Raw genomic sequence first — 12,226 nt, forward strand, 5'->3', positions numbered from 1 at the left:
TGGACGGCTCCATTGTTCGCATGCATCAGCATGGGGCGTGCATCGTCGGGACCGGAAACAGACGATCTGGCTATAACTCTTAGCGACAGCTACTTCAGCGCATCCGAGACCAGCCTGAATTTCTGGATGCGCTTTCCGGTGTCGACTTCGGCTGTGTAGACATTGCCCTTGGCATCGACTGCCATGGCGTGAATCCAGTGGAACTGGCCGGCCTGGCGGCCATTACGGCCGAAGGTGCCGACGACCTTGCCGTCGTCGCGATTGATGACGCGGATCTCGTTGTTCTCGCCATCCGCCGTCAGCAGCCATGTCTGTTTCGGGTCGGGCCACACCGCGAGATCCCACACCGCGCCATTTCCGAGCGTGGCCTTCTCGTAGAACCACTCCTTCACGAAGCTGCCGTCCTTCTTGAACACCTGCACGCGGTTGTTGATGCGGTCGCAGACATAGACGAGGCCGTCATTGGCGAGCTTCACGCAATGCACGGGATTGCCGAATTGTTGTGCCACCGGCGCGTTCGGATCATAGGCCGCCTGCTTGTCGTCATTCGGCTTGTTGCCATAGGCACCCCAGTGCCGCTTGTAGGCGCCGGTGGTGGCGTCGAACACGATGACGCGGCGGTTGCCGTAGCCGTCTGCGACATAGATCTCGTTGGCATCCTTGTCGATGGCGGTCTCGGCGGGCTTGCCGAGCTGGGTGGTGTCGTTGCTGCCCTTGCTCGGCGCGATCTTGCCGATCTGCATCACGAATTTGCCGTCGGTGGTGAATTTCAGGATCGCATTGTCGTTGTCGAGATTGCCACCGACCCAGACGAAGCCTTTCTCGTCGACTTCGATGCCATGCTCGCGGCCGACCCATTCATAGCCTTCGCCAGGACCGCCCCATGAGCGCAACAGATTGCCGGCGGCATCGAACTCCAGCACCGGCGGCGCTGAGACGCAGCACTTCGAACGCGGCGGATTGAGTGCCGCGCCTTTCTCGTCATCGGTGAGCGAGCGCGGGCGATGGATCACCCAGACGTGGCCGTCCTTGTCGGTCGTGATGCCGCCGACCTGGCCGAGGATCCAGTTGTTCGGCAGCGGCTTCGGCCAGGACGCGTCGACCTCGAAGCGGGGGATATCGGCGGCGCGGGAGGAGGGAGGTGCGAGGGACAGCGCGGCGAAAGCGAGGGCTGCTGTTGCAAGTGCACGCAGTGACCGCGCGCGATGAGTTGGCGATGCCATGACGACCTCCCTGATTGCCGGTGCGGGTTGTCCCGCTTGGGAGGAAGTGAAGGCTTGAGATTGGGAAGAGTCAATCCTGTGCACTCTCGGTCGTCATGCCCGGACTTGTTCCGGGACATCCACTCCTTGGCCGCAACGTTAGACGTGGATGGCCGGGACAAGCCCGGCCATGACGGAGTGAGGGTCGTTCACGAAATCGTCACGACGGCGCGTGGAAGCCCATCACCTTGCCGGTCTTGTAGTCATAGAATTTCCCGGTCTCGGTCCAGGACGGCAGGCAGAGCGGCACGATGGTCTCGGCAACTTGTGCCGGCGTGTCGAGCGTTTCGGGATCTTCGCCGGGCATCACGATGGCGCGCATATGCGTGCGCACGGGACCGGGATTGAACAGGTTGACGCGGATATTCGTGGTCACGGTTTCATTGGCCCAGACGCGCACCAGCGTTTCCAGCGCAGCCTTGGAGACGGCATAGGGGCCGCGATAGGCAGAGGCCTTGCTGGCGGTGCCGGATGTGACGAACACGGCGCGGCCCGCATCGGACTGCTGCAGCAGTGGCTCCATGCAGCGAATGAGCTGGAAGTTCGCGGTGAGGTTCGCGGCCATGGTGTCGTTCCAGGCCTTCAGCTCGATATGGCCGAGCGGCGACGACGGGCCGGCCACGCCGGCATTGCCGACCAGAATGTCGAGCTTGCCGTGGCGCTCGTGCAGAGCGGCGCCGAGCCGCGACAGGCCGTCGAGATCGGTGATGTTCAGCGGCACCAGCGTGGCGCTGCCGCCCTCGGCACGGATCGCGTCGTCGAGTTCTTCAAGGCCACCCTGGGTGCGCGCCACGGCGACGATGTGCGCGCCGCCCCTGGCCAGCGCCAGCGCTGTGGCATAGCCGAGGCCGCGCGAGGCGCCGGTGACGAGGGCGATGCGGGAGGCGAGGGGAAGGGTCATGGCGCGGCTCATAAATCTCAGGCGTCATCCCCGCGAAGGCGGGGATCCATACACGGGAGGGTTATGATGCGGAAAGGTGGTCGTGTCTAATCCAGAGCCAAACAAATTAGATCATGGCTACGGATCCCCGCTTTCGCGGGGATGACACCCGATAAGACTGCGATCAGCTCGCCTCAGCCAGCAGCGAGAGCTGCCGCGGGGCGTCGATCTCGCTCATGTCGGTGAGTGGGGTCGGATAGTCGCCGGTGAAGCAGTGGTCGGCGAATTTCGGATGGGCGGGATCGCGGCCGGGTTCACCCATGGCGCGGTAGATGCCGTCGACCGAGACGAAGGCCAGCGAGTCGGCGCCGATCAGGTCGCGCATTTCTTCCAGCGTATGCGTGGCGGCGAGGAGGCCGGCGCGGTCCGGCGTGTCGATGCCGTAATAGTCCGGATGGGTGATCGGCGGCGAGGCGATGCGGAAGTGGACTTCCCTGGCGCCGGCGTCGCGCATCATCTTGACGATCTTCTTCGAGGTGGTGCCGCGCACCAGACTATCGTCGATCAGCACAATGCGCTTGCCTTCGATGGCGGCGCGGTTGGCCGAATGTTTCATGCGCACGCCGAGTTCGCGCACGCTCTGGGTCGGCTGGATGAAGGTGCGGCCAACATAGTGATTGCGGATGATGCCAAGTTCGAACGGCACGCCCGAAGCGCGGGAATAGCCGATCGCGGCAGGCACCCCGGAGTCCGGCACCGGCACGATCACGTCGGCTTCCACATGGGTCTCGCGGGCGAGCTGTTCGCCCATCGCCTTGCGGGTGTCGTAGACCGAACGTCCGCCGACGATCGAGTCCGGACGTGCGAAATAGATATATTCGAAGATGCAGGGGCGCGGCGCTTGCGGCGCGAACGGCTTGTGGCTCTGCGCGCCGTTCTCATCGAACACGATGACTTCGCCAGGCTCGATGTCGCGGATGTACTTGGCGCCGATGATGTCGAGCGCGCAGGTTTCCGAGGCGAGGATCGGCGAGCCGTCAAGTTCACCCAGCACCAGCGGGCGGATGCCGAGCGGATCGCGGGCGCCGACCAGCTTCTTGTTGGTCAGCGACACCAGCGCATAGGCGCCTTCGATGGCGCGCAGTGCTTCAATATAGCGGTCGATGAAACGGTTGCGCTTGGAATGCGCGACGAGGTGCAGGATGACCTCGGTGTCGGTGGTCGACTGCATCATGGCGCCGTTCTTCACGAGCTCGCGGCGCAGGGTCAGACCGTTGGTGAGGTTGCCGTTATGGGCTACTGCAAAACCGCCGGCATTGAGTTCGGCGAATAGCGGCTGGACGTTGCGGAGAATGGTTTCGCCCGTGGTGGAGTAGCGGGTGTGGCCGACGGCGGCGGTGCCGGGCAGGCGCTCGATGACTTCGCGGCGGGAGAAGGTGTCGCCGACGAGGCCGAGGCGACGTTCGGAATGGAAGCGCTTGCCGTCGAAGGCGACGATGCCGGCCGCTTCCTGGCCGCGATGCTGGAGGGCGTGGAGACCGAGCGCGGTGATCGCCGCCGCATCGGGATGGCCGTAGATACCAAATACACCGCATTTTTCGCGGAGCATGTCGCCGTCGAGATCAGGATTTCGCATGGTGGTGCTCGCGTCGTCGGAAGGGCTCTGCATCGGATCCATCGCGCCTTTCAGGTGTCGCGAGAAACTAAGAACGCCTAGCGTCCCGCCGGTTTGCCATCGATCAGCTTTTTCAGGCTGTCGCGGGCAGGTTTGGAATAGCCTTCCGCGGCGCCGGGCGCTGCGGGCTCGGCGTCGGTCGTATCCTCATCGGGTTTGTTTTTCTTGAACCTCTTCAAGATGGTGTTTTCAGGGTCATCCGGCAAGAGCGCCATCAGCCAATCGCCGGTTCCCTGCAGAACGACGCGCGATTTGGCACCCGTGACCCAGTCCGGACGCTGCTTGTCCGGGACCAGCCAAGAGAAGAACAGGAAGGCGACGACCACGATCAGGAGGCCGCGGGCGAGGCCGAACAGGAAGCCCAGCGTGCGGTCCAGCGCGCCAATGCGCGAATCCAGGATCATGTCGGAGATGCGGACGGTGATGATCGAGACCACGATCAGCGTGCCGATGAACACGCCGGCCACCACCACGATGCTGGCGACGGTATCGTTGTTGAAATAAGTTTTAGCGGTCGGGAGCAGCTTCTGGAAAGCAAACAGAGTGACCAGCGCCGCCGCACCCCAGGCCGCGATCGACAGGATCTCGCGCATGAAGCCGCGGACCATGGCCAGCAGGCCGGAGATCAGCATGACGCCGAGCAGGACAAGGTCGAGAATCGTGATCGGCATCGGCTGGTCAGGTCCGCTCGTGAATCAGAAACCGCGAATCGGCACAGGCTGCCGCTTCAGGTGACGGTGATATGGCACGTCTCGCAAGGCCGGAAAACCGCTATCGGCCGCAAGAGCACACCTGATCACACCATTGTTCCGCTTTCGGCAGAGTGCCTTAACGGAGCGTGTTGCACATCTGCGCAGTCTGTCGCGCGCGCATTCTATAGCGGCCGCGGCAGCGCAGGTCACGTCGCTGTCAGCCGTCCTGGCGCTTGAATCGCGCTGGTACGGTATTTTTCTCGGCATCTGTGCTTTTGTTGTTGTCGCGCGTGGGTTTGACGCCGCGCGCAGCGATATCGGCGACCAGCGAGGTCAGGCCGCCGATGGTATTCAGCGACAGTCCGGCGTCGCCGCCGGGGTCGCCGCGTGCCGATTCCGGCAGCACTGCGCGGCCGAAGCCGAGTTTTGCCGCCTCTTTCAGCCGCGCCGAGGTCTGCGCCACCGGGCGCACGGCGCCGGACAGCGAGATTTCGCCGAAATAGACCGCGTCGGTGGGCAGCGGCGCGTTGCACAGCGACGACACAAGTGCTGCGGCCGCGGCCATGTCGGCGGCCGGCTCGTTAATGCGCAATCCGCCGGCGACGTTGAAATAGACGTCGTAGCCCGACAGCTTGACCCCGCAATGGGCCTCCAGCACGGCCAGCACCATGGACAGCCGGGAGGAATCCCAACCCACCACGGCGCGGCGCGGCGTGCCTAAAGTCGTCGGCGCAACCAGAGCCTGCAGTTCCACCAGCACCGGGCGGGTGCCCTCCATGCCGGCGAAGACGGCGGTGCCCGGCGAGCCGAGATCGCGATCGGACAGGAATAGCTCGGACGGGTTGGAGACCTCGCGTAGCCCGAGTCCGGTCATCTCGAACACGCCGATCTCGTCGGTGGGGCCGAAGCGGTTCTTCACCGCGCGCAGGATGCGGAACTGCTGCGAGCCTTCGCCCTCGAAGGACATTACGGCATCGACCATATGCTCGACCACACGGGGCCCAGCGATCTGGCCGTCCTTGGTGACATGGCCGACCAGGATGATGGTGGCGCCGGATTTCTTGGCAAAGCGAATGAGCGCCTGCGCCGAGGCGCGGACCTGGGTCACGGTGCCGGGCGCGGATTCCACCGTGTCGGTCCACATGGTCTGGATCGAGTCGATCACGATCAGCCGCGGCACAGTGCCTTCGGATAGCGTGGCAACGATATCTTCGACCGAGGTTTCGGACGCGAGCTGCACCGAGGCGTCTGCGAGGCCCAGACGCGACGCGCGCAGCCGCACCTGCGCCACCGCTTCTTCGCCGGAGATATAGACCACGCGGTGGCCGGCGCGCGCCATCAGGCTGGTGGCCTGCGTGAGCAAGGTCGATTTGCCGATGCCGGGATCGCCGCCGATCAAGAGCACCGAGCCGCGCACGAAACCGCCGCCGGTTACGCGGTCGAGCTCGCCCATCCCCGAGGCAATGCGCGGCGCATCGTTGCTCTGGCCCGTCAGGCTTTCGAGATTGAAGGTGCGCCCCTTGCGCTTGGAGCGCGCGCTGACCGGAATCGTAGTGACGCCGGTGGTGTCCTCCTCGGCCAGCGAATTCCACTCGCCACAGGCGTCGCACTTGCCCTGCCACTTGTTATAGGCGGCACCGCAGTTCTGGCAGACGAAGGAGAGGAGGTTCTTGGCCATTGGCGGAAGGAATCGCGGCTGTGGGTGTTTTTGGTTTGTTCTCTTGGTCTACGCGGTTGAACGGGGCATTTGCAAGTTTCTTCTCGAAGGGGTCGCCAGCCTCGCCGGGTGGGACGCATCGACCGGCACATGGGCAAGGTCTATTCGGTTGCCAAAATTCCGATGCGCGAGAACTGGTCGGCAATGTCGGCCTGGATCGCCTTTGCCGCAGCGATGCCGGAGGTACAGCCTCTGCAATGGTCCTTCTTCAGCTTGGCGATTGCTTACGCTCGCTAGACGCGCCGCGAGCAGAATCCAGATGCAAGCAGTGGTGAGCAATCGAGGCTGCTCGACCTACCAGCTGAGCCGCAGTCCAGCGCTTCGCGAGTCCAATTTGTTCCGCGCAGGAGCTCGCGTGGAACTGCCGTGCGACGAATCCTTCATTAACCTCCGCCCGATAGCCTCACCGCAGTGACGTCAGCGTGAGGTGTGCCGTGCGTATTTTGATGATCGTGCTGGGTGCAGCGACGCTGGCGACGCCGGTACTTGCCTCTGACTACCGTGATGCGCGCTATCGCGCCGGCCCCGCGCGCTATCCCATCATGATGGATACCGGCATTCGCGCGCCGCCGCCGCTTTACTATGTGGAAGCGCCGCCGCGTTATGTGCGGGATCTGAGAACGGGCGAACCGGGCCAATGGGTGGTTCGCCAACCGAGTGTGTTCGAGCAACTCTTCGGGCTGCCCCACGACGGTTATTAGGTTGGCTGCTGAGGCCGATTGATCTCACGTCGGGCTCTGCGGTGAATCCAGGCGCAGTGCAGCTGTATCTGCCTTGGCATCCTCATATGTTGCCGTCATCAAATCTTAAGCACGTTCATCAAGGTAAATATCAGGACCGCGTTGACCGGTGGTGGTGCTTGGCTGAGTGTCGCGCATCAGAGCGATACGAACTCATTTCAAACAAGCTCGCCACGGGGTCTCATCATGAAGAAATTGATTGCTGCTGCGCTGTTCGCCACTGTCGCCGGAATGGCGATGCCCGGTGTTGCCTCGGCGGGTTGCTATAACTGCTACACACCGCCGCCGTGCCAGACCTGCTATCAGCAGCAGGTGGTGCCGCCGCAGTATCGCACGGTCGAAGAGACGGTGATGGTCGCTCCCGGTCGCACCGTCGCGCGCCGCACGCCAGCGCAGTACGAGACGGTGATGGTGCCGAAGACCGTGATGGTCGCGCCTGCGCGCGTCGATTACGAGCGCATTCCGGCGCAATACGCCACGCAGCAGCGTGTCCAGATGGTCGCTCCGGCGCAGGTCTATTACGCACCGGTGCAGCAGGGCTGCTCGACCTGCAATCGCGGCTTCAGCTTCGGCTCAAGCTACGGTTACTAAGCCGCGGATAGCTCAGATTTTCAGGATTGCGATCGGCCACCTCAGGGTGGCCGATTTGCGTTTGGGGGAGGCCACCGGTGGCGGCGGCGGTCATCTCCCTGCGGTGATGACCTCTCCGCACAACTCGCCGTCAGCAGCACCATTTCCAAATGAAACTGCGGCATCGAGGTCGAATTCGGAGAGCGGGACGGGCCGACCGAACAGAAAGCCCTGGACGAGGTCCACGCCTGCAGCCTGCAGATATTCAAATTGCTCTTCGGTCTCGACACCCTCCGCCGTCGTTGCGATGCCAAGACCATGGGCCAGCGCAAGCACCGAGGACACTACCGCTGCGCAATCGCGGCGATTGGGAGCGCCTTGTGCGAAGGATTTGTCGATCTTGATCCTGTCGAACGGGAAATTGGTCAAATAACTCGCCGTTGAATAACCAGTGCCAAAATCATCGAGCGCTATGGAGATGCCGAGATTCTTCAGTTGCCGTATCGTCCCCAGATGCGCCGTTGCGTTCTCAAGAAGAGCGGTCTCCGTAATTTCCAACTCCAGCCGTTCAGGCGAAAGACCCGTCTCCATCAGAGTATCCAGCATGACGTCGAGCAGCTTTCCCTTGCTGACTTGAACCGCTGAGATGTTGACCATGATCTTGAGAGCCGGCCACGACGCTGCATCCGTGCAAGCCTGGTGCAGGATCCACTCGCCAAGAGGAAGGATCAGCCCCGTCGCTTCCGCGAGTGGAATAAATTGATCGGGAGCGATGAGTCCTTTCGACGGATGCCGCCAGCGGACCAGTGCCTCAGCGCCGCGGATCTGCCGCGTCTTGGCGTCAACCACCGGCTGGTAGTGCACCTCGAATTCATTTCGCGCGATCGCGTCCCGCAGTTCGTTTGCCAATATCTTCTGCGAGTGGGCAGCCTCGATCATTTCGGACTGGAACAGGCGGAAATCGTTTCGCCCGCCCGTCTTGGCGTCGTAGAGCGCGAGATCTGCTTTTCTCAACAGGTCCTCGGGATCGACGCCCTGTTCCGGAGCCAGGGCAATTCCAATGCTGATCCCGATGCTGGCCTGGTGGCCGTTGAGATCAAATGGCTGAGCAATGGCATCGATGATCCTGAGGGCAAGCACGATTGCACCCTCCTGCGGATTGGGTCCTCCGTCCTGGATGATCGCAAACTCGTCACCCCCAAGGCGGGCCAGCACATCGGTTTCGCGAGTCGATGATTTTAGCCGTTGAGCGAACTCAACGAGCAAACGATCCCCAGCGGGATGTCCCAGCGTGTCGTTGACGGTCTTGAATCTATCGAGGTCGAGCATGACCACGGCAAAGCCATCGTCATGGCGGCTAAGACGCTGGCTCGCCTCCTCAAGTTTCTCGGTAAACAGTGTTCGGTTGGCAAGTCCCGTGAGCGCATCATGACGCGCCAGATGAACGATCTCGGCCTCTGCGCGCCGCCGTTCGGTGATATCTTCGTGCGTTGCAACCCAACCGCCGTCTTTCATCGGCTGTCGGGTGACGAGTATCAATCGCCCATCCGCAAGTTCATCGACCCTGGCCGAGCTTGAATCTGTCGAATGCTGGCCCAATTCAGCTATTTTTTTCCTGATGGCTGGTTCGCTCGTCCCGCCCTTGAGAATGCCACGAGAGACGCGATCGGCGATGATGGCCTCATGAGGCGTCCCGACTTTCAACAAAGCCGCAGGCAACTGGTATAGTTCCGCATAACGATCATTCCAGACAACGAGCCGTTTCGCTCCGTCGAACATGCAGAGACCCTGCGACATGTTGCTCAGCGCAATGTCGAAGCGTTCGTTGGTCTGCTCCAGCTCCACGGCTTTCGTGGCCAGCAACTGCTCCCTGTGTTTTTGCGCCGTGACATCTTCATGAGTCGCCAGCCACCCTTCGGTCGGCATCAGATGGCGCGTCATCGAAATGAGGCGCCCGTCGACAAGCTCCTGGACCTCTTTCTCCAGTTTCAGTTTGGCGTCGACAAGGACATCCGCAGCCATTTCGCAATTTGTTCGCTTCGCCCGGCGATATTCAATGATTTGCCGCAGCGTAGTCCCTGGCTTCACCTGTTCCTCGCTGAGGTGATAGATTTCCGCATAGCGCGCATTTGAAAGAATGATCCTCTGCTCACCATCAAACAGCGAAAGACCCTGCGACATGTTGTTCATCGCGGCGTCGAAGCGCATGTTGATCCGCTCGAGTTCAGCAGCTTTATCAGTCAACAAACGCTGTGCGCGTTTCTGCTCGGTGATGTCTTCATGGGTTGCGACCCATCCGCCATCCGCAATCGACCTGCGTTGAATTAAAATCACGCGACCGTCGGCAGTCATAAAAATCTGTTTTTGCTTCGTCGGAATCTCCTGAACATCCCCCTCGATGGACAAATCGTGCTTTCCGCGATCTTTGAGGGCCTGCAGCATGAGAGACAAAGGTGTTCCGGGCCTGACGAGTTCTTCCGGGAAACCGTACATCTCGCGGAAGCGGCCATTCGAAACCACCAGATTCTTGTTCGCGTCAAACAGGCAGAGCCCTAGCGACATGTTGCTCAAGGCAGCATCGAACTGCATGTTCGTTCGTTCCAGAATCCTAGTTTTCACGGCAAGACTATTCGTCTGGCGCAAAATCCTAAACGTGCCGAACAAGATGACGGCAACGATCATGGCGACGAGCGGACCCACCATGTAAAGGTGCTGGCGCCATGGTCCCAGCACCTCACTGCGGGCGTATGTGATGACCAAGACCAGCGGCAGTCCGGGTACAGCCTTGTACCCCGCGAGGCGCGCGATGCCGTCGATAACGCCTATGGTCTCGTAGGTGCCCGCTTCCGATTTTGGCAGATATTCGGAGACGAGCGGGCTATCCGCGAAAGATTTTCCGATGGCTCCTTTTCTCGCGGGCTCTCGCGCAAGAACCCGCCCCGTGCCCGCGCGATGCAGCAACAGCACGGATCCGCCCTTGCCGACATCGATCGCGCGATAGACCTGCGTGAAATGTGTCGGGTCCAGCGGCGCAGTTACGACCCCTGCGAAGCTGCCGTCGGCGTTGCTTAACCGGCGCGACGCCGCCGTCAACCATTTGTCGGTGACAGCCGAGGGATAGGGGGGCGCAATAAACAGCCGGCCATCGGCCTGATCGCGTTGAGCGGTGAAGTGCAACATGTCGGAGATATTGCTTCGCGGCGGCGTGCGATCGTAGGAATGCGCCAGAAGGTTACCAGCTGCATCTGTCCAGCCGACGGCAACGACGATCGATGAGGCCTTCTTGAGAAGACGCAACGCGGTATTTGCGGCTTCGGGCGTTGCATACTTTCCCGAAAGGTTATCTTCGCGAATTCTCTCGGCTTCGAGCAGTGTTCGATCGATCCCCTCAAAGGTCAGCGCCGTGTGTTCAGCGAGAATCTCGGCGATGTTCAGTGCTGCCTTTCTTGCCTCAGAGAGCGCCGCATGATGGCGCGCCTGCAGATCCACCAAAAACACAACGATGATCGACGTCGCAAAGAAGACGCCGAGCACCACCAATGAAAATCCTGGCAGCCGGGCCAGTCTTCCATAGAACGCGCGCATGAAGCGTCCAGTAGTCGTTACAAATGAAACAAATGAAATTCCGGATTTCAGCGTGGATGACGAACCTTAATAATAGGTTGGAAATATTGGCTTTACTGTACGCGGCGAGGCAAAGGATTATGTTGCACTGCGCACGTTGGAAATGCGGATTCGCGAGATACTAATACCTGTTGCTGGTTGATCGCCATCTATGAACATCAGTCGTACGTACTTGTAAGTAATAGATACAACTTTAAACAGCGCCAGTTTCCAGCGGCCTGCAGTCCGGTTGAGTCTGCAATTAGCGGGGTAGCGGACATATTTACCGCGATTTGTGAGTCCACTCCCTAGATCAGCGCCATGCCTGACAGCACCATGCTTGCGCCAGCCAGAAGCATGATCCCGTCCATGACTAGGCGGAACGTCTTGACGCTCAGTTTCAGTACGTAGCGTTTGGCGATGAACGCGCCGGCCATCAGCGAGGCGCCGGCGATCAGGCCTTTTACAAGCACGTCGAGATCGAGCGCGCCAAACCGCTGGAAGGTGACAGACTTGCTGAGATACAGGCCGAGCGAACTCGCGGCTTCGGTGGCGAGGAAGGCACCCTTGGCGAGGCCGTAGAACAGAAACAGCGGCACGCTGAGTGGGCCGCTGGAGACGACGATGCCGGTGAGATAGCCGATGATTGCGCCGCCAAGTGCGAGTTGCCACAGGCTGATGGTGAAGGAGCGCCGCGCCAACCAGTGGCGCAGTGGCACCATCGCAATGAAGAACAGTCCGATAGTGAGATCGACTACATGCGACGGCAGCACCAGCAGCGTGCGTGCGCCCAGGGCTGCAGCTGGAATGCCGGTGAGCGAATAGGCGGCGGTGGCGCACCAGTCGACCTCGCGCCACCAGGCGAGGATGCGCGACAGGTTGGCCATCACGGCGGCTACCGCCATGATCGGCACGGCTTCCTTCGGCCCGAATTGCCAGACCAGCACCGGCATCAGCATGATCGACGAGCCGGTGCCGACGATCCCGGAAATGGTGCCGGCGATAAGGCCGACCGTGCAGACGAAGATGAAGTTCACGACGCGGCTCTCCAAGCGCGAGACGTTACAAGAGCGCTCCAGTCGTGTAG

Annotated in this window: 10 protein-coding genes; 3 read left to right on the forward strand and 7 right to left on the reverse strand. The window is 61.3% G+C overall.

Going from position 1 to position 12,226, the window contains the following annotated elements; all coding sequences use genetic code 11:
• Positions 1 to 89 precede the first annotated feature (89 nt).
• From CHC01_RS08600 to radA, 5 genes are all read right to left on the reverse strand, one after another.
• A complete protein-coding gene (locus tag CHC01_RS08600; protein ID WP_089263923.1) occupies positions 90 to 1,223 on the reverse strand; it encodes an NHL repeat-containing protein in 1,134 nt (377 codons plus the stop codon).
• 199 nt (positions 1,224 to 1,422) lie between these two features.
• Positions 1,423 to 2,163 (reverse strand): SDR family NAD(P)-dependent oxidoreductase, encoded by a 741-nt coding sequence (locus tag CHC01_RS08605; protein ID WP_089264634.1) that lies wholly within the window; start codon positions 2,161 to 2,163, stop codon positions 1,423 to 1,425.
• 163 nt (positions 2,164 to 2,326) lie between these two features.
• Entirely contained in the window at positions 2,327 to 3,820 is a 1,494-nt protein-coding gene (gene purF, locus CHC01_RS08610) for an amidophosphoribosyltransferase (protein ID WP_081421779.1), read from the reverse strand.
• 35 nt (positions 3,821 to 3,855) lie between these two features.
• Positions 3,856 to 4,488, reverse strand: a complete 633-nt coding sequence (locus CHC01_RS08615) for a CvpA family protein (protein ID WP_089263924.1) — start codon at positions 4,486 to 4,488, stop codon at positions 3,856 to 3,858.
• A gap of 238 nt (positions 4,489 to 4,726) precedes the next feature.
• Positions 4,727 to 6,187 carry a DNA repair protein RadA gene (gene radA / locus CHC01_RS08620; RefSeq protein WP_089263925.1) on the reverse strand — a complete coding sequence of 487 codons (1,461 nt, stop codon included), beginning with the start codon at positions 6,185 to 6,187 and terminating at the stop codon, positions 4,727 to 4,729.
• A 129-nt stretch (positions 6,188 to 6,316) separates the two neighbouring features.
• Here radA and CHC01_RS32265 point away from each other — a divergent pair, with 129 nt between their 5' ends.
• From CHC01_RS32265 to CHC01_RS08630, 3 genes are all read left to right on the forward strand, one after another.
• Positions 6,317 to 6,463 carry a hypothetical protein gene (locus tag CHC01_RS32265; protein WP_176454538.1) on the forward strand — a complete coding sequence of 49 codons (147 nt, stop codon included), beginning with the start codon at positions 6,317 to 6,319 and terminating at the stop codon, positions 6,461 to 6,463.
• Positions 6,464 to 6,660: 197 nt separating this feature from the next.
• The gene (locus CHC01_RS08625; RefSeq protein WP_141137061.1) at positions 6,661 to 6,927 is read left to right on the forward strand and encodes a hypothetical protein; all 267 of its coding nucleotides are present in this window, start codon (positions 6,661 to 6,663) and stop codon (positions 6,925 to 6,927) included.
• 276 nt (positions 6,928 to 7,203) lie between these two features.
• A complete protein-coding gene (locus CHC01_RS08630; RefSeq protein ID WP_089264635.1) occupies positions 7,204 to 7,557 on the forward strand; it encodes a hypothetical protein in 354 nt (117 codons plus the stop codon).
• Between the two features lie 90 nt (positions 7,558 to 7,647).
• Here CHC01_RS08630 and CHC01_RS08635 read toward each other — a convergent pair whose 3' ends face one another.
• Both CHC01_RS08635 and CHC01_RS08640 read right to left on the reverse strand, forming a co-directional pair.
• Positions 7,648 to 11,121 (reverse strand): bifunctional diguanylate cyclase/phosphodiesterase, encoded by a 3,474-nt coding sequence (locus CHC01_RS08635; protein WP_089263927.1) that lies wholly within the window; start codon positions 11,119 to 11,121, stop codon positions 7,648 to 7,650.
• Positions 11,122 to 11,447: 326 nt separating this feature from the next.
• The gene (locus tag CHC01_RS08640; protein WP_089264636.1) at positions 11,448 to 12,176 is read right to left on the reverse strand and encodes a sulfite exporter TauE/SafE family protein; all 729 of its coding nucleotides are present in this window, start codon (positions 12,174 to 12,176) and stop codon (positions 11,448 to 11,450) included.
• Positions 12,177 to 12,226: the final 50 nt, after the last annotated feature.

Source organism: Tardiphaga sp. OK246 (assembly GCF_900188215.1).
GTDB classification, from domain to species: domain Bacteria; phylum Pseudomonadota; class Alphaproteobacteria; order Rhizobiales; family Xanthobacteraceae; genus Tardiphaga; species Tardiphaga robiniae.

Coding starts and splice junctions, on each gene's coding strand:
- CHC01_RS08635 (WP_089263927.1), bottom strand. CDS start 11,121: ATGCGCGCGTTCTATGGAAGACTGGCCCGGCTGCCAGGATTTTCATTG.
- CHC01_RS08600 (WP_089263923.1), bottom strand. CDS start 1,223: ATGGCATCGCCAACTCATCGCGCGCGGTCACTGCGTGCACTTGCAACA.
- CHC01_RS32265 (WP_176454538.1), top strand. CDS start 6,317: ATGGGCAAGGTCTATTCGGTTGCCAAAATTCCGATGCGCGAGAACTGG.
- CHC01_RS08605 (WP_089264634.1), bottom strand. CDS start 2,163: ATGACCCTTCCCCTCGCCTCCCGCATCGCCCTCGTCACCGGCGCCTCG.
- CHC01_RS08630 (WP_089264635.1), top strand. CDS start 7,204: ATGCCCGGTGTTGCCTCGGCGGGTTGCTATAACTGCTACACACCGCCG.
- purF (WP_081421779.1), bottom strand. CDS start 3,820: ATGGATCCGATGCAGAGCCCTTCCGACGACGCGAGCACCACCATGCGA.
- radA (WP_089263925.1), bottom strand. CDS start 6,187: ATGGCCAAGAACCTCCTCTCCTTCGTCTGCCAGAACTGCGGTGCCGCC.
- CHC01_RS08615 (WP_089263924.1), bottom strand. CDS start 4,488: ATGCCGATCACGATTCTCGACCTTGTCCTGCTCGGCGTCATGCTGATC.